Genomic DNA, 15,636 nt, shown 5'->3' with positions numbered 1-15,636 from the left:
ATTTGACGACGGAAGCCACCTCGTCCTCGTCGGTAGCGACCGAGCCAAATTTAAAAGCCTCTACTGCAGTTGCGACCGCAACGGAAGCAACGAAGTATAGAGCAAAAAAGCGAGCCTTAAATCAAATTAAAATTTGACTTCGGCCGAAAGCATAAACATCCTGCTCTCGCCCAGGCTTAGCCCGTTAGCTACGCCAAGAACGCTAGCGCTGGTGCCTGCGCCATCAGCACTTGCAGGATACATACCCGCCCAGTATTTTTTGTTAAATACGTTATTTACGTTAAAGCGCAAAGTGGTTTGCTTGCCTAGCATCGCGCGGCTAACGTATCTCACGCCAAGATCCGTGACGAAAAAGCTAGGCGTAGCCTGCGTGTTTAGATCGTCGATATACATCTTGCTCGTGTAGTGGAAATTTGCGCTAAATGCGAGCTTTTCGGTATTTGGAACGACGTAGTCAAATAGCAAATTCGAGTTTAGTTTAGGCACGCCGTTTACGACCTTGCCGTTTGCGCCTTTTAGTAGCGGATTTTTAAATTTAGAATTTATAAGCGTAAAGCCGCCTAGAACGCTTAAATTTGAGGTGATTTTACCGCCGCTCATAAACTCAAATCCAGTGTTTACCTGCTCGCCTTGGACATCGTATTTGCCGCTACTGCCGACATAGGCGATAGGGCGCTGTATCCTAAATACCGCCGAGCTAAAGTCGATCTCGTTTATGCGAGCTTTGGCGCCTATTTCGTATTGTTTCGAGCGATACGGTTTTAGCACGCTGGTCGTGCCGTCGGCGTTCGTGCCACTGCCGCCTTGTTGCAAGCTATCGGCAAATGTAAAATACGTGCTGACGTTTTCGACCGGCTTATAAACCAAGCTCGCGCCGTAGCTAAGGCCTGATTCGTCGTATTTAGTCACGATAGGCTTTAGCTGTCTTTGCGTCGCGGTTATGGCCGGGCGAGTGCGCTCTTTTATCCAGCTGTTTGAGAGGCTTAAAAGCAAGCTAAAGTTATCGTTTATCGTGATATCGTCTAGCACGGAGATATTTTTCATATCGGTCGTGCTTAGTTTATATAAATTCGAGCCTTTTTTTGAGTTTGGATGCGGGAAAATTTTAGGATCGTTGATGTTTGCCGAGCCCGCTTTCGTCGTCGTGCTTAAATTTGAGTAGCGATACTGCACGTATCTATATCCGTTTGCCTGCACGCTAAAGTTATGGTTTAGCCCCCAGGTATCAAAGTCCGTGACTGCCTTTAGATAGCCGCTAGGTAGATCAAATCTATACGCCGCCGTCGCTCCGCCGCTGTGATAGGTATCGTAGTTGCCGTTTTTATCGGTAATTCTGTTTACGACGCTGTGTATGTGGCGATCGGCTCGCTGGAACTGATATCCGCCCTCGAAATACCAATCCTCGCTCGGAGCGTATTTAAATTTAACGCTAGCCGTCGTCGTTTTTAGATTCATACCGCCGTATGGCTGACCAAGTCCGGGAGTTTTGTTATCGACCGGATCTGGTAGTTTTAGGTCGTTTCTGATCATGCCGTCTTTTACGTAAAGCGCAAAAAGTCCAGCAAAGCCGTGAGTGTTGTGCTCGTAGTAGCTAGCTGCGGTCTCAAACGTAAGCGACTCGGTCGGATAAAACTCGAGCGTGATGCTGGCTAGGCGGCGCTGATAGTTGCTGTCTTTTACTTGTTTTGCGCCGTCTGAGCCGTATACGACCGCGCGGTAACCTACTTTGTCAAATTTCATCGAGCTATCCACGCCCACGCCAAAGTGCTCGCGCGAAGCGTAGTCTGCCCAGATGCTGTGCTCGTTATCTACCGGGCGTTTTCTCGTGTAGTTAAAGACGCCGACCGGGTTTTGCGGGCCGTAAAGCGAGCCGGCAAGACCGTTTTGTATCTGCAAACTCTCAAACATCGCCATCGGGATCGCCGTAGTCGAGATAGCGTAAAAACCGTCCCAAAAAACGTTGCCTACGACGCTGCCTTCAAAGCCGCGAGTTTGCGGACGACCGACCGTGGTGCCGCCTCTCATCTGTACTTGCGCGGACGGGAAGTACTTCACCGCCTCCTCAAAGCCGGTCACGCCCTGATGATTCATCGTTTCTTTCGTGATCGTGCTTATCTGATACGGCGTATCTAGTACCTTTTTACCAGCCAGGATGCCGTTTTGCACGTTTTTGGCGAGGATGCCTTCGCTAATACCGCTCTCGCTGATGTTATCGCCGACGCTGTTTATTTCGACGCCTTCTAGCTTAACCGTATCGGCGGCGTTCGCCTGCGCTGCAAATAGCGTCAAAACCGCACATGTGGCAACTGAAAATTTCACTCTCATTTAGACTCCTCTTTTAGTTTTATGCTACATTTGCATAACGCGCGTATGTTACAAACTATTTACTTAATACTAAATTAAAATTATATATTGATATAATTTGTACTATTATATTTTTAATTTTTTAGGCAATTTTTGAGCTAAATTTTGAAATTTATAAACGCTCGATTAACATCTTTGTAAGTCAAATTTAAGTAAAATCGCCCATTAAATTTAACTCGGGAAAGGGAAAAATGCAGGCGGATAAGTGGATATTTTACTCTTGCGTCGCGCTCATTACTATCGGTATAGTTTTTTCGCTCTCCTTGCCCGTTTTTACCGTGCTTTTCTTTAACTACGAGCCTTATCATTTTTTCATCAGACAACTTGTCGTAGGGGCGATCGGGATATTTTTGATGTGGGGTATCTCGCGGCTTGACCCTGACAAATCCATGGTCTGGATCGGCTTTTGTCTATTCGGCTTTTGCGCTATCGCTATGGGAGCCATGCACGCGCTGCCTAGCTCGCTAGTCACCGATGCGGGCGGAGCTAAGCGCTGGATACGCTTGCCGGGCTTTTCTCTAGCGCCGGTTGAGTTTTTTAAGATCGGTTTTGTTTACTTTTTGGCATGGAGTTTTGCGCGCAAGATCGATGGCAGCAAAAAGAGCCTAAAGCAGGAATTTAAGCTCATTTTGCCTTATATGTTTTTGTTTTTGATAGCCGTTTATCTTATCGCTATCCTTCAAAACGACCTCGGCCAAGTCGTCGTTTTGGCGCTTACGCTTATCGTTATGATGCTTTTTGCCGGCACTAGCAAGCGGCTTTTCGTCATTGGCATGGCGAGCGCTTCAGTGCTTGCTATCGTGGCTATTTTTACGTCGGAACACCGTATATTACGTATAAAGTCGTGGTGGGGTACGGTGCAAAATATGGTCCTTTCTCTTATGCCCGAAAATATGGCAAATATGTTTCGCGTCGAGGGCGTGCCGGAGCCCTACCAGATATCGCACTCGCTAAATGCGATAAAGCACGGCGGATTTTTCGGCGAGGGGCTGGGAGCGGGCGTGTTTAAGCTCGGATTTTTGAGCGAAGTGCACACGGACTTCGTACTTGCCGGTATCGCCGAGGAGGTCGGGGTGCTGGGGATACTCATCATCACGTCGCTTCTTTTGATTTTGCTTTTCCGCATCTTTCGCGTCTCCTCAAGGAGCGAAAACAAAGTCTATCACCTCTTTACGCTCGGCGTCGGACTTCTCATCTCGTTTTCGTTTATCATGAACTCATACGGCATCACCTCGATCACGCCTATCAAGGGCATCGCCGTACCGTTTCTAAGCTACGGCGGTAGCTCGATCCTAGCGCTTTGCATAGGGGTCGGTATGGTGCTGATGGTGAGCAAAAAAGTAAAAGATTGAGCTTAAATTTGACTTGCGGCACGGTAAGGCAAATTTAAGCATTCTAAATTTAAACGGCAAGGAGTAAAATTTGACGCCTGAAAATTTAAAAGACAAAGAGCAAAATTCGGCTGAAATTTCACCGTCAAATTTGACTAGCGATGAAGCCCAAAACAAAGATAAAAGCAGCTTACAAAACGGCACTATCGTCATCTGCGGCGGAGGTACGGGCGGACATCTAGCCGTCGCAAAAGCTCTAAACGAGGAGCTGGTTTCGCGCGGATGCAGAACGATATTTGTGGGCTCTAGCAGCGGGCAGGACAAGATGTGGTTTGAAAACGACGCCGCATTTAGCGAGAAATTTTTCCTGCCTAGCAGCGGTGTCGTAAACAAAAAGGGGCTGGGCAAACTTTTTTCGCTTTTTAGTATCCTAAATTTAGCCTTTAAATGCCGAAAAATCTTTAAGACACAAGGCATAAAAGCCGTCGTTAGCGTAGGTGGATACAGCGCGGCGCCTGCGGCATTTGCGGCAATTATCTCTCGCACGCCGCTTTTTATCCATGAGCAAAACGCCGTGATCGGCAACCTAAACAAGCTCCTAAAACCGCTTGCAAAGGGCTTTTTTAGCTCTTATTTTAAGCCTATCTTTAGCTATCCCGTAGCGGAAAGATTTTTTAGCTCGGCCAGGCTTCGCAGCGAGCTAAAAACGGTGATATTTTTAGGCGGTTCGCAGGGCGCGGCGGCGATAAATTCGTTAGCTTTAAAGCTGGCTCCGATTTTTAAACAAAAAGGCGTAAAAATCATCCATCAATGCGGAAAAAACGCGCTTGAGGGCTTGCAAGAGGAGTATAAGAAACTGGGGCTTAGCAGCGACGAACTCGAACTTTTTGACTTTGATCCCAAAATAGAGCTTAAGATGAGCCGTGCCGATCTAGCGATAAGCCGCGCAGGGGCGGGCACTCTGTGGGAACTCACGGCAAATGCTCTGCCTAGCGTATTCGTGCCTTATCCTTACGCCGCAAACAACCATCAGGTCTTTAACGCGAAATTTCTCGTGGATCAAAATTTGGCCAAATTTTGCTTTCAAAAAGACGGCGAGATCGACGCGGATGAGATGCTAAATTTGATAAACGAGATGGATATAGCGCAAATTTCAAGCAAGCTTTCCGGGCAAATAGATAACGGAGGCGCGCGAAAAATTGCGGATGAAATTTTAAAAGATATTTAAATTTACGGCATGGCGTTAAATTTAAATATCTTTGTATTAATGCAAATTTGAAAACATGATTAAATTTGCCGTAGTTTAAGCGCGCTAAAACAATACAAAAAAGCAAAAAGATTAGTTTATAAAATCATCCTTCAACTCTCGCAGCTCGTAAACTAGATAGTGATACACGAGCTCGCCGGTTTGCAGGCTTTGACCGCTAAAAACCGGTTCTATCATCGCCGCGATCTTATCACAAACGCTGATTATCTCGGCTAAAAGTAGCTGATCGCCTCTGCTTTTTGCTAAAAAAACAGAATAAAGTAAAAATTTATACGCCATCTTAAACTCGCCCAAAATCACGTTTGAGATGATGCTAGCCTGCATTTTTAGTAGCTTATCTAGTCTTGATTGCGCTTTTAGTAGTTCGGCTAGTTGCGTCTTTACGGCGCGCAGACGAGCCGCGTCTTTGTCAAAGAAGCTTCGTCTTTTGTATTTTTGCATGATGGCGCTTTGAGCTTGCAAGAGCTCGGTTATATCCTTGATGTTTTTTGCGGCGACTTGGAGTTTGTGATTTGCCGCCGTGCTTATGCCGTTTTTCTCGCTTTTTAGCGATATCTCTAGTAGGATCTGCGAGAGATAGGCGCTGACGTTAGCATAGTAATCCTCGTTGTCAAAAACAGCCGAAAAATATCCGCTAGCCTTTGTCCCTCGCTCTTTGACCGCGCTTGCTAGAGCGCTAAACTGTGCGGCGCTCATGATCGCTTCTTGCGGTTTGATGTCCATTTTTTCAAGCTCGTTAAGCTCGTTTTTTAACTTAATTATATCGCCTGAGATAGGATGCTGCCTCATATCTGTCCTCGCTGAAGTTTATGTACCAACTCGTCGTAGCTGACGCCGGCGCCGGCTAAAATTTGCCCCAGCAGCTTGCCGGAAGCCTCCATGCCGCCGCTTTTTTCAGCCTCAAGCAGCCGTCTATATACGCCTTCGATAAATTTGACGCCCTCAGGGTTTGGTTTGCGGCGAACGGAGTAGTAGCCGATGATCTCGCCGTTAGCGTCTAGCGAAGCCGTAATGTTAGCAAATACCCAGTAAAATCCGCTGTCAAAGCTCTTGTTTTTAACGAACGCAAATATCTCTTGCTTCGCCTTTATACGCTCCCACAGTAGCTTAAACACGATGCGCGGCATATCGGGGTGCCTAATGATGTTGTGCGGCTTGTGCAAAAGCTGCTCTTGCGTAGCGCCTACGATCTTTAAAAACGGCTGATTGCAGTAGGTTATCCTGCCCTTTAGATCGGTTTTCGATACGATAAAATCTTCTTCTTTTACGAAATATTCTTTACTTCCGTTCACTTTGTACCTTAAATTTTTCGGAAATTATAACAAAATATTACGCAAATGTAGCTTACTAGCCTTTTTAAATTTGGCATTCGGCGAGCATGGTAAGCGTCTTTTAGGTCAAATTTGACGCCGTAAATTTAAGGGTAGGGCGAGCGGATTTTGCTATGTAAATTTGAGTGCGAGGTTTAAAAACTCGGCGGCAAATTTAACTTCGCCGCCGAACCGCAATAAAATTTAAGCCCAAAAAGGCTTAAATTTAGATCGCTTTTAGCAAAATTTTAGTTAGCTTTTTGCTAAATGCCGATGGATCGTCGATAGCGACGCCTTCGTTTAGCTTAGCCATATCCAAAAGCAGCTCCGCCGCGTCATATATCATCGCCTCGTTTTGAGATAGCTTTTCAAAGAGCTCGTGCTTTGGATTTATCTCCAGTATCGGCAAAATTTTGCCCGCGCTATGCCCCATCTGCTTTAGCATCATCTGCGTAGCGTAGTCGGGATCGTTTTTGTCGTAAACGATGACGGCGGGGCTTTGGCTTAGGCGTGAGCTTAGCTTCACGTCCTTGACCTCGTCTTTTAGTATCTCTTTCATCTTAGCTAGCAGCGCGGCGAATTTACCCTCGTCGGCTTCGCTTTTTTCAGGCTTGATCTCGGCGTCGATATCGGTGTGATTTACCGCTTTTATAGGTGTTTTGTCGTAGTCTTGGACCATCGGCATGACGATAGAGTCTATCTCCTCGTCCATGATGAGTACTTCTATCCCTTCAGCCTTAAAGCTCTCTAAAAGCGGCGAATTTCTTAGCATCGTTTCGTTATTTCCGCTGATGTAGTAGATCGATTTTTGACCTTCTTTCATCGCGTCTTTGTACTCTTTTAGGCTGACTAATCCCTCGCGCTTGCTTGATTTAAAGAGGCAAAGGTCTAAAATTTGCTCCTTTTCGCTGCTAAATCCGTAAAGCCCCTCTTTGATCACCTTGCCGAATATTTTATAAAATTTGATGTATTTTTCTCTATCTTTTTCTTTTAGCTTGGCTAGTTCGCCCAGGATTTTTTTGACGCTTTGCTCTTTGACGCTGCGCATTATGCTGTTTTCTTGTAGGATTTCGCGGCTGACGTTTAGCGGCAGGTCCTCAACGTCGATTATACCGCGGACGAATCTAAGATAAGGCGGCAGCATCTCTTTGGCGTCGTCGCTGATAAATACGCTTTTGACGTAGAGTTTCACGCCGCTTTGATAGTCCACGCGAAATAGATCAAACGGCTCTGACGCCGGCACGAAAAATAGGGTAGTGTACTCGATCTTGCCCTCGGCTTTGGTATGCACGTAAAGTAGCGGATCTTCGCTGTCGTGCGAAATTTGCTTATAAAAGTCGTTGTAGTCGGCGTCTTTTAGCGCGCTTTTACTCATTTTCCAAAGTGCTGAGGCTTTATTTATCTGCACGTTTTTAGTCTCGTACGAGCCCTCTTTTTCGCCCTCTTTAGGCGGCACGTACTCTTCTTTATCCGCAAATATCGGATACGGGATGTGGTTGGAGTATTTTTTGACGATGTTTTCGATGCGATAAGGCTCGGCGAACTCGCCATCTTTTAGATAAAGCGTGATCGAGGTGCCGTGGCTATCTTTTTGCGCGGGCGAGATCTCGTAGGTTTTCGCATCCGAGCTCCACATAAAGGCTTCCTCGCCAAGCGCCTTTTTGCTCACGACTTCGATCTTATCCGCAACCATAAATGCCGAATAAAACCCGACGCCAAACTGTCCGATGAGCGCGCTATCTTTTTTAGCTTGGCCGCTTAGCTTGTCCAAAAAGCCCTTCGTACCGCTTCTAGCGATGGTACCGAGGTTGTTTATCAGTTCCTCTTTATCCATACCTATGCCGTTATCGCTAATCGTTAGCGTCTTTTTTTCTTTGTCTATTTTGATATCGATTCGTGGGGAGTAACTTAGACTTTTGTATGCGTCGTCCGTGAGACATAGGTAGTTTAGCTTATCCAGCGCATCGCTTGCGTTTGAGATGAGCTCGCGCAAAAATATCTCTTTGTTCGAGTAAAGCGAGTGTATCATCAAATTTAACAGCTCGTTTACCTCGGTTTGAAATTCAAATTTTTCGCTCATTTTTTGTCCTTTGTTTTTAAATTTTTAGCAGATTATAGCACAAAGTGCTAAGAATATCTTTAAACTTGATATGATTACTATCAACTAATCTAAAATTTGTTTCTCAAATTTGACGTTTGCTTGGATGGTAAATTCTGTCAAATTTTGGATTTGGATTTTAAATTTTGACGCTTGCTTTTTGAAAGCGACTAAAATTTAAGCTTCAAAACCTCCGCCCTGCTGTAAATTTTCGCCTTTTTCTTAAAAACTCGCACTCGTCCGCCAGATCGCAAAGTCCGTTTTCTAGCAGAAATTTGACCGCCTCGGCGTTATCAAGCGCTAAATTCGTCTCTATAAAAAATCTAAGCCTGCCTTTTTTAAGCTCTTTTAAGCTTTTAAATTTTAAAAACTCCTCGAAATATCTCATTTTCTCGCGGTAAAATTCCCTAAATTTCACGCTTTTTCCAAACTGCGCCGCCTTTAAAATTACGGCCTCGCCAAACTTTAAAGTAGCGCCGTTTTCATGAGCAAAGGAGCGCATATCGACCGCGATTTGCAGCGCGATCTCGCTCATATCGGCGTTCATGCTAAGCAGCTCTTTAAAAACCCCAAAGCCGTCCGCGCCGTAAATGCAGCCTAAAACAAATTTATCGTTCGCGTCCGCTCCATGCCTAACCAGTAGCTTTACGAGGCGGATGACGTCAGCTTCGCTAAGCTTGGACTTTTGTCCTGAGGGAAGCGGCATCAGTAGCAAAGCGGCGTTGCAAATAGGGCTGGCAATGACGGTTTTGTAGTTTAGATCGGGCTTAAATTTGAGTACTTTTTCTATCCGCTCAAAGTCGATTTCGCCCGTGTTATATATTTTAGCGTTAAATATAAAAGGCGTAAAAAGACGGTCGCAATACTCGACCAGCTCGTCGTTTGCGCAGAGCGGGTTTTACCATAAAAAATCTAAAATTTGATCAAGCCCGGAATCTATCTGCTCGCTCGTAGCGTTTTCGTCGTAGAAAATCCTAAAATCAGGCACGGATTTTGGCTGCTCGAAAACCTTGACCGCTTCGTCTTGATCTAGCGCAAAAAGCGGCACAAATAAAAAGAGTAGGGCGAGCGGCAAAAATCGTAAAGAAATTTTCATAATCTATCCTTCAAATTTACATACGCCGCGGTAAAATTTGAGTCTAAATCCAGCAGTCTAAATTTGAAGCGGCAAATTTAACCTAGGCCGTCTTGTTTAAATTTGCCCTTAAAATTTAGCTTCATGCCGCTCGTTCGCCGCGCTATGTTATTTGATTCCTATTAGCTTTAGACTCTCTTTTGCGTCGTAGTGGGTCGCGTACTTTTTGAGATTTTCGCACGAGGTTTGTAAATTTTCTTGCTTGCAAACGCCGTTTTTTAGCAGAAATTTAACCATATCCTCGCTGTCTAAGATCGCGGATAGTTTCGTAAAAATTTCCAGATCCTTGGCCTCAAATTCGCTAAGCGGTTTAAATTTTAGCAGCTCCTCGAGGTAGCGCATTTTATCGCTGTAAAATTCGGTAAATTTTGCGGTTTTCGCAAACTGCCTTATTTTTGGATCAAGCGGAGCGTTGGCGATCGGCGAGGCGCCGTTTTGACCCATAAAAATAGCTATCCCGCCGGCCACGCAAAGCATCGTTTCTTTGTCGCCGCGCGCGCCTTTGCTAAGAAGGTGGCTAAAAATCTCAAACGCTTCGGCATTGCAAGCCGTGCGCAAAAGCTCAGGCGAACCGATATCCGCGCCGTTTGCTATGAGTAGGTCGATGAGTCGTATCGCTTCTTTTTGATCGAATTTATATTTGCCCTCGGGATCTATGCCAAGCGCGATAACCGCGTCAAGAGGGGTGAAAATCATAAATTTATAGTTGAGTCCCGGCTTAAATTTGAGTGCCTTTTCTATGCGTTCAAAGTCGAATTTGCCCGTTTTTATGATTTTTACGTTGTAGATAAACGGCGAAAAAAGGCGGTCGTTAAATTCTCCGTACTCGTCGTTTACGCGGTGCGGGTTTTGCGACAAAAACTCCAAAATTTGATCAAGCCCCGCGTCTATTTGCTCGCTCCTAGCATTTTCGTCGAAAAAAATCTCAAAATCAGGCTCAGGTAAATTTGAAGCAAATAAAATTTGAGCTAAAACCATAAATATAACGGCGTACTTTTTCATAAATCCTCCTAAATTTACGGCTTTTACGAGGCGGTCAAATTTGGCTAGCGGATTTAAGGGCCAAATTTGCTCGCGGTAAATTTGGTTCAAATTTTGGCTGAAAAGTTCGTCAAATTTACGCGTGCGGCAAAATTTACGATAAAGCAACGCTTTAAATCGCCGCTTTTTGCCTCTCGCTATTTAGCGTTTCTTGCATTTTAGCCCTTGCGTTCTCTAGCCACTCTGGCTCGGCGGTGTCGACGAGATCTAAGCAGATGATTTTGATTTTGCCGTTTTTAAAGCTAAAATTTTTCACGTCCATGATGTCCGAGCCCGCGATCACGACGGGTTGGATTTTTAGATTTAGCTTGTCGGCGATGATTTTCGCGCCGCCTTTAAACGGCAAAAGCTCCTTTGAGTGCGAGCGCGTTCCTTCCGGAAAAATCGCCAGCACGCGCCCCTTTTCGACGCGGTCCTGCGCGTCTTTTACGAGCTTGATGAGCGAGCGTTTATTCTCGCGCTCGACTGAGATCATTTGCGGCACGTGGATGATCTGTCCGATGACGGGCAGGTCGGCGATCTCTTTTTTGGCGATCCAGCAGAGATTTTTAGGATAGACTTCCTCTAAAACGACGATATCTAGCATGCTTTGGTGGTTCATGATGATCATATTTGCGCGCTCGTCGAATTTGCCGACGACTTCGAGCGAGTAAAAACCGAAAAATCGCTGACTCCTGCCCCAAAATTTCCTTACGGCGTGGATATGCTTTTTAAAAAGCCACATAAAAAACACGACCAAAAGTATGCTGATTAGAAACTCGACCGCGAAATAAGCGGCCTTTATCCTAGAAAATATCATCTTTTTTCACCCAGCCTATCTTGCCGTCGTCTAGTAAAATTTTGACGTAGTCCTCGCGTTCGCCGAGGATCTCGACTTTTTCCTCCGCTTTTGAAGTGTAAAATACGCTTGAGTTTTGCGTAGGCAAAATTTTTACGTTTATATTTTGCCTTAGCGTCGCGCCGCCAAACGGGTTGTAGCTGTAAAGGATATAAGCTCCAAGGCCGACTACGACGACGAGGAATATCGCATCGCGCTTAAACAAAAACGTGATCAAAAATATACCAAAAAGCGCGTAAACTCCGATATTTTTGTAAATTTCAAATTTGCTTTGCTTTGGATTTAGACCGATTTGCGTACTGATCTCGTCGTCCTCCACGACTACCGGGAGCGAAAAGCTCACAAAATCTTTTTTGGCGAGGCTAAAGTAGTTAAAATCTATTGAGTTTTTTTCGGGCGAAAATATCGCAAAATAATATCCGCTTTGCGCGTCAAATTCGCCGCTTGTGGAGTCCACGCCTTGCTTGATGATGTCCTTATCCTCGATGAAAAAGTCCGCTATATTGCCTTTTTGTGCGTTTACTTCGACGATCATGATGAGATTTTTGTCGTCAAATTTGTTGGTTTTGTATTTTTTGACTTCGAGATTTTGGGCGACGACGTGGTTGTATTTCTCGCCGCTTTTTAGCGCTACGATTTTAGGTAGCGAAAGCGTCAAATTTGCCGTCTGAAAAAACTCGCCGTTGCGCTTTAAATTTACCGTGATTTTTGGATTTTGCACGACTTGATCGGAAGCCTCTGCGTAAATTTGAGCTTTATAAACGCCCTTGCCGTCGTTATCCCAGCGTAAATTTGAGCTTAGCCATTTTAGGTTTTCGGTTTCGGGTAAGACGGTTTGCAAATCTACCGCGATGTTATCCTGGATATCGACCGAGAGCGTAAAGCTAAAAATTTGTCCGACGTAGACTTGCTTTGGCGCGTTTAGAGCCTTGATGATGATATCGTTTGGCTGCACGCGCTCGTATAGTTGGCTGTCTTTTAAATTTAACTCTGGCTCGTTGGTTGGCGCGATATTTTGCGGGATAGGCTGGCGCAGATGCGTGCCGCCTTGGTTGCTTACGGTTTGGCTTTGCGCTGCGGGGGTTCTGTTTTGAGTAGCCGCGCTTTGTGCCTGGGCAGGAGTTCTATTTTGCGCGCTTGGCGCTTTGTTTTGTAAATTTGGCTTTTGTGAGGGCGTTTGCGGAGCAGGCTTGATCACTTTTTGGCTTTGCTCGTCGCCCATCATATCAAATACGCTAGGCTCGGTGGCTCCGCTAACTAAAACAAATATAGTAAAAAAGGCTAAAAAGGGCTTTAGCAAACTAGCCCTTTTAGCATCTTTAGTCCGTCGTCCGTGCCTAAAAACTTCTCGCAGGCGCGCTCAGGGTGAGGCATGAGGCCGAATATCTTTTTGTTCTTATCGCAAATTCCAGCTACCTCGTCGACCGAGCCGTTTGGATTTAGCGCGGCGCCGTTTGCGTCGCAGTATTTTAGCAGCACCTGATCGTTGTCGTAGAGGCCTTTTAGCGTCGCCTCGTCGGCGTAAAAGTTGCCCTCGCCGTGAGCTATCGGTATATTTACGATCTCGCCGACGCTTAAATTTGAGAGAAATTTATTTGCGTTTGAGACCACTTTTAGATAGTGGTATTTTGAGATGAAGCTTAAATTTTCGTTTCGTCTCATCGCTCCTGCAAGCAGTTTTAGCTCGCACAGCATCTGAAAGCCGTTGCAAATTCCAAGCACGTATCCGCCTTTTTGGGCGTGTTTTACGACTGCGCTCATCGCGGGGCTAAATTTAGCGATAGCCGCCGTGCGCAGGTAGTCGCCGTAGCTAAATCCGCCCGGAAGTACGATTAGATCGGCATTTATCTCGCTTTCTTTGTGCCAGATTATCTGCGTCTGGCAACCCAAAAGCTCAAAAGCGTACTTTGTATCTTGCTCGCAGTTCGTGCCTGGAAACAAAACGATGGCGACTTTCATTTTGCGCTCTCGCATTTATCGTTCAAATTTATCTCGTAGTCCTCGATGACGGTGTTTGCGAGCAGTTCCTCGCACATTTTGGTGAGCTCCTTGCGCGCTTCGTCTTTGCTTGCGGCGTTTATATCCAGCACGATTTGTTTGCCTATTCGCACGCCGCTTATGTTGTTAAATCCAAGCGAACCGAGCGCGTGCTCGACAGCCTTTCCTTGCGGGTCCAAAACGCCGTTTTTTAGGGATACGTTGATGATAGCTTTCATTTTAAACCTTAGATAAAATTCTTTTTAAAACTTCTTCGTAGGCGACTTTTACGTTGCCAAGATCCTGGCGAAATCTATCTTTATCGAGTTTTTCGTTCGTAGTCGCGTCCCAAAAGCGGCAGCTATCCGGACTGATCTCGTCTGCTAGCAGGATGTTTCCGTCCTTATCGACGCCGAATTCGACTTTAAAATCGACTAATTTTAAGTTTCTATCTGCGAAAAATTTAAAGAGGATAGCGTTTATCTCGCGGCCCATGTGTTTTAGTCTGTCAAGGTCGTTTTCGCTCTTAACTAAGCCCATGATTAGGCAATGTTCGTCGTTTACGAGCGGATCGTGCAGGTCGTCGTTTTTGTAGTAAAACTCTACCAATGGAAACGACAAAACCGTGCCTTCTTTTATCGCAAGGCGCTTTGTTAGGGAGCCGGTGGCGATGTTTCTCACGACCACTTCAAGCGGTATGATTTCGCATTTTTTCACGAGCTGTTCGGTGTCGCTTAGGGTTTCGACCAGGTGGGTCGGGATACCTTTTTCTTTTAAAAGATGAAAAAGCTGCGTCGAAATTTTGTTATTTAACGCGCCTTTACCCGCTTCATTGCCTCTTTTTTGCGCATCAAAGGCGGTTAGATCGTCTTTGAATTCCGCTATGAGCAAGTCCGCATCGTCCGTTGCGAACATCTTTTTTCCCTTGCCTTCGTAGATCAGCTCTTTTTTTTGCATTTTTGCACTCCTTATTTTAGCTGTAAAATTTTGATCGCGTCAATCGCCGATTTTAGTTGTATATCGTCGTTTACGTTAGCCTCGGTTATTATCTTTTTGTTGTCGGCGGTTTTGGTCGCGTTTTTATCGCCGTTACCGTCGATTTTACTTAGTTCGTTGGTTAGGTGTTTTTTTAGTTCGCTCTCTTTTATAGAAAACGCATTTTCGTCCTGCTGAGGTACTTTGCCCGGAAATACGACGATATCAGGCTCTACGCCGGTTGCTTGTATGGTGCGGCCGCTAGGCAGGTAGTAGCGAGCTATCGTTAGGCGAATAGCCTCTTTGTCATCGACTGGAAGGATGATCTGCACGCTGCCTTTACCGAACGTCTTTTCTCCGATAACGACGGCGCGTTTGTGGTCTTGTAGCGATCCGCTCACGATCTCGCTCGCGCTCGCGCTTCCGCCGTTAACTAGCACCGCAAGCGGTAAATTTGTGATTTTATTTGCTCTCGCGGCTTTAAATTCGCTATTTTCGCTCTCGTTTCTGCCCTTTTGAGATACGATCACGCCGCTATCTATAAACAAATTTGTTAATCCGACCGCTTGGTTTAAAAGTCCGCCCGGGTTATTTCGAAGGTCTAGTACGATACCTTCCGCTTTTGGGTATTTTTTGATAAATTCCTCGGCCTTTTCGGTTACGTGCTTGTCAAAATTCGTCACGCGAAGATAGAGGATGTTGTCTTTTTCGATCATCTTTGCGTAAACGGACTCGACTGAGATGATGTCACGCACGAGCTTGACGTCAAACGGCTTTTGCTCGCCTTTTCGCACGATAGTTATCGTGATAGGCGTCTTTGGTTTGCCGCGCATTTTATTTACCGCTTCGTCTATGGTAGTGCCTAGAGTCGCGTTTCCGTCGATGCGAAGGATGATGTCGCCGCTTTTTATGCCGGCTTTATCCGCAGGCGTATTTTCGATAGGCGAGATGACGGTTAGCGCGCCGTCTTTCATACCGACCGTGATGCCAAGGCCGCCAAATTCCCCGTTTGTCTGCACTTGCATATCTTTAAACGCCTTTTCGTTTAAAAATCCGGAATGCGCGTCGAGGTTGTTCAAAAGCCCCTCTATAGCTTTATCCACGATCTCTTTAAACTGTAAATCATCAACATAGTATTTTTCGATAGTAGAAATGGTTTTTGTAAGTTTTGAGAGCGATTGTAGTTTAGAATTTGAGCCGTCCTCGGTGGCTTTAGCATTTAAATTTGCGCTAAAAATAGCTCCGAAAATCATCGCGCCCGCAACGCTCGAAAACAAAAACATCTTTTTTTTATTCAAAG

At 45.5% G+C, this 15,636-nt stretch carries 15 protein-coding genes; 2 read left to right on the top strand and 13 right to left on the bottom strand.

Going from position 1 to position 15,636, the window contains the following annotated elements:
* Positions 1-126 precede the first annotated feature (126 nt).
* Entirely contained in the window at positions 127-2,325 is a 2,199-nt protein-coding gene (locus H7R39_RS08615; protein ID WP_185898843.1) for a TonB-dependent receptor, read from the bottom strand.
* Positions 2,326-2,555: 230 nt separating this feature from the next.
* Between H7R39_RS08615 and H7R39_RS08610 the strand changes: the two genes are divergently transcribed.
* Both H7R39_RS08610 and H7R39_RS08605 read left to right on the top strand, forming a co-directional pair.
* Positions 2,556-3,716, top strand: coding sequence for an FtsW/RodA/SpoVE family cell cycle protein (locus tag H7R39_RS08610; protein WP_185898842.1), 1,161 nt, complete (start codon positions 2,556-2,558; stop codon positions 3,714-3,716).
* Positions 3,717-3,900: 184 nt separating this feature from the next.
* Positions 3,901-4,923 (top strand): UDP-N-acetylglucosamine--N-acetylmuramyl-(pentapeptide) pyrophosphoryl-undecaprenol N-acetylglucosamine transferase, encoded by a 1,023-nt coding sequence (locus H7R39_RS08605; protein WP_185899410.1) that lies wholly within the window; start codon positions 3,901-3,903, stop codon positions 4,921-4,923.
* A 111-nt stretch (positions 4,924-5,034) separates the two neighbouring features.
* Here H7R39_RS08605 and H7R39_RS08600 read toward each other — a convergent pair whose 3' ends face one another.
* The 12 genes from H7R39_RS08600 to H7R39_RS08545 form a co-directional block, all read right to left on the bottom strand.
* Positions 5,035-5,751 (bottom strand): imidazole glycerol phosphate synthase, encoded by a 717-nt coding sequence (locus H7R39_RS08600; protein ID WP_185898841.1) that lies wholly within the window; start codon positions 5,749-5,751, stop codon positions 5,035-5,037.
* Positions 5,748-6,254: a PAS domain-containing protein gene (locus H7R39_RS08595; RefSeq protein ID WP_185898840.1), complete on the bottom strand. Its 507-nt coding sequence runs from the start codon at positions 6,252-6,254 to the stop codon at positions 5,748-5,750. The genes H7R39_RS08600 and H7R39_RS08595 overlap by 4 nt, the downstream gene beginning before the upstream one ends.
* A gap of 244 nt (positions 6,255-6,498) precedes the next feature.
* Entirely contained in the window at positions 6,499-8,352 is a 1,854-nt protein-coding gene (gene htpG, locus H7R39_RS08590; protein WP_185898839.1) for a molecular chaperone HtpG, read from the bottom strand.
* A 202-nt stretch (positions 8,353-8,554) separates the two neighbouring features.
* Positions 8,555-9,076 (bottom strand): hypothetical protein, encoded by a 522-nt coding sequence (locus H7R39_RS08585; protein WP_185899459.1) that lies wholly within the window; start codon positions 9,074-9,076, stop codon positions 8,555-8,557.
* A 192-nt stretch (positions 9,077-9,268) separates the two neighbouring features.
* Positions 9,269-9,466 (bottom strand): hypothetical protein, encoded by a 198-nt coding sequence (locus H7R39_RS11325; protein WP_228724767.1) that lies wholly within the window; start codon positions 9,464-9,466, stop codon positions 9,269-9,271.
* A 147-nt stretch (positions 9,467-9,613) separates the two neighbouring features.
* Positions 9,614-10,654: a hypothetical protein gene (locus H7R39_RS08575; protein WP_228724766.1), complete on the bottom strand. Its 1,041-nt coding sequence runs from the start codon at positions 10,652-10,654 to the stop codon at positions 9,614-9,616.
* A 4-nt stretch (positions 10,655-10,658) separates the two neighbouring features.
* Complete coding sequence (locus H7R39_RS08570; protein WP_185898838.1) at positions 10,659-11,345, bottom strand: lysophospholipid acyltransferase family protein; 687 nt, start codon at positions 11,343-11,345, stop codon at positions 10,659-10,661.
* Entirely contained in the window at positions 11,332-12,684 is a 1,353-nt protein-coding gene (locus H7R39_RS08565) for an SH3 domain-containing protein (protein WP_185898837.1), read from the bottom strand. The genes H7R39_RS08570 and H7R39_RS08565 overlap by 14 nt, the downstream gene beginning before the upstream one ends.
* Positions 12,678-13,343, bottom strand: a complete 666-nt coding sequence (gene purQ, locus H7R39_RS08560; protein WP_185898836.1) for a phosphoribosylformylglycinamidine synthase subunit PurQ — start codon at positions 13,341-13,343, stop codon at positions 12,678-12,680. Before purQ ends, H7R39_RS08565 begins: the two co-directional genes overlap by 7 nt.
* The gene (gene purS, locus H7R39_RS08555) at positions 13,340-13,600 is read right to left on the bottom strand and encodes a phosphoribosylformylglycinamidine synthase subunit PurS (protein WP_185898835.1); all 261 of its coding nucleotides are present in this window, start codon (positions 13,598-13,600) and stop codon (positions 13,340-13,342) included. Before purS ends, purQ begins: the two co-directional genes overlap by 4 nt.
* Position 13,601: 1 nt before the next feature.
* On the bottom strand, positions 13,602-14,318 hold the full coding sequence (purC, locus tag H7R39_RS08550; protein WP_185898834.1) for a phosphoribosylaminoimidazolesuccinocarboxamide synthase: 717 nt from the start codon (positions 14,316-14,318) through the stop codon (positions 13,602-13,604).
* 11 nt (positions 14,319-14,329) lie between these two features.
* Positions 14,330-15,619, bottom strand: coding sequence for a S41 family peptidase (locus H7R39_RS08545; RefSeq protein WP_407644572.1), 1,290 nt, complete (start codon positions 15,617-15,619; stop codon positions 14,330-14,332).
* Positions 15,620-15,636 lie beyond the last annotated feature (17 nt).

This window comes from Campylobacter massiliensis (assembly GCF_014253065.1).
GTDB lineage: Bacteria > Campylobacterota > Campylobacteria > Campylobacterales > Campylobacteraceae > Campylobacter_A > Campylobacter_A massiliensis.
Note: the sequence above shows the minus strand (reverse complement) of the source record. Positions and strands in the feature narration are given on the sequence as shown.

Bases quoted from the DNA above. Each gene is read 5' to 3' on its own strand.
- purQ (WP_185898836.1), bottom strand. From the start codon at position 13,343: ATGAAAGTCGCCATCGTTTTGTTTCCAGGCACGAACTGCGAGCAAGAT.
- htpG (WP_185898839.1), bottom strand. From the start codon at position 8,352: ATGAGCGAAAAATTTGAATTTCAAACCGAGGTAAACGAGCTGTTAAAT.
- H7R39_RS08615 (WP_185898843.1), bottom strand. From the start codon at position 2,325: ATGAGAGTGAAATTTTCAGTTGCCACATGTGCGGTTTTGACGCTATTT.
- H7R39_RS11325 (WP_228724767.1), bottom strand. From the start codon at position 9,466: ATGAAAATTTCTTTACGATTTTTGCCGCTCGCCCTACTCTTTTTATTT.
- H7R39_RS08600 (WP_185898841.1), bottom strand. From the start codon at position 5,751: ATGAGGCAGCATCCTATCTCAGGCGATATAATTAAGTTAAAAAACGAG.
- H7R39_RS08545 (WP_407644572.1), bottom strand. From the start codon at position 15,619: ATGTTTTTGTTTTCGAGCGTTGCGGGCGCGATGATTTTCGGAGCTATT.
- H7R39_RS08570 (WP_185898838.1), bottom strand. From the start codon at position 11,345: ATGATATTTTCTAGGATAAAGGCCGCTTATTTCGCGGTCGAGTTTCTA.
- purS (WP_185898835.1), bottom strand. From the start codon at position 13,600: ATGAAAGCTATCATCAACGTATCCCTAAAAAACGGCGTTTTGGACCCG.
- purC (WP_185898834.1), bottom strand. From the start codon at position 14,318: ATGCAAAAAAAAGAGCTGATCTACGAAGGCAAGGGAAAAAAGATGTTC.
- H7R39_RS08585 (WP_185899459.1), bottom strand. From the start codon at position 9,076: ATGCCGCTTCCCTCAGGACAAAAGTCCAAGCTTAGCGAAGCTGACGTC.
- H7R39_RS08610 (WP_185898842.1), top strand. From the start codon at position 2,556: ATGCAGGCGGATAAGTGGATATTTTACTCTTGCGTCGCGCTCATTACT.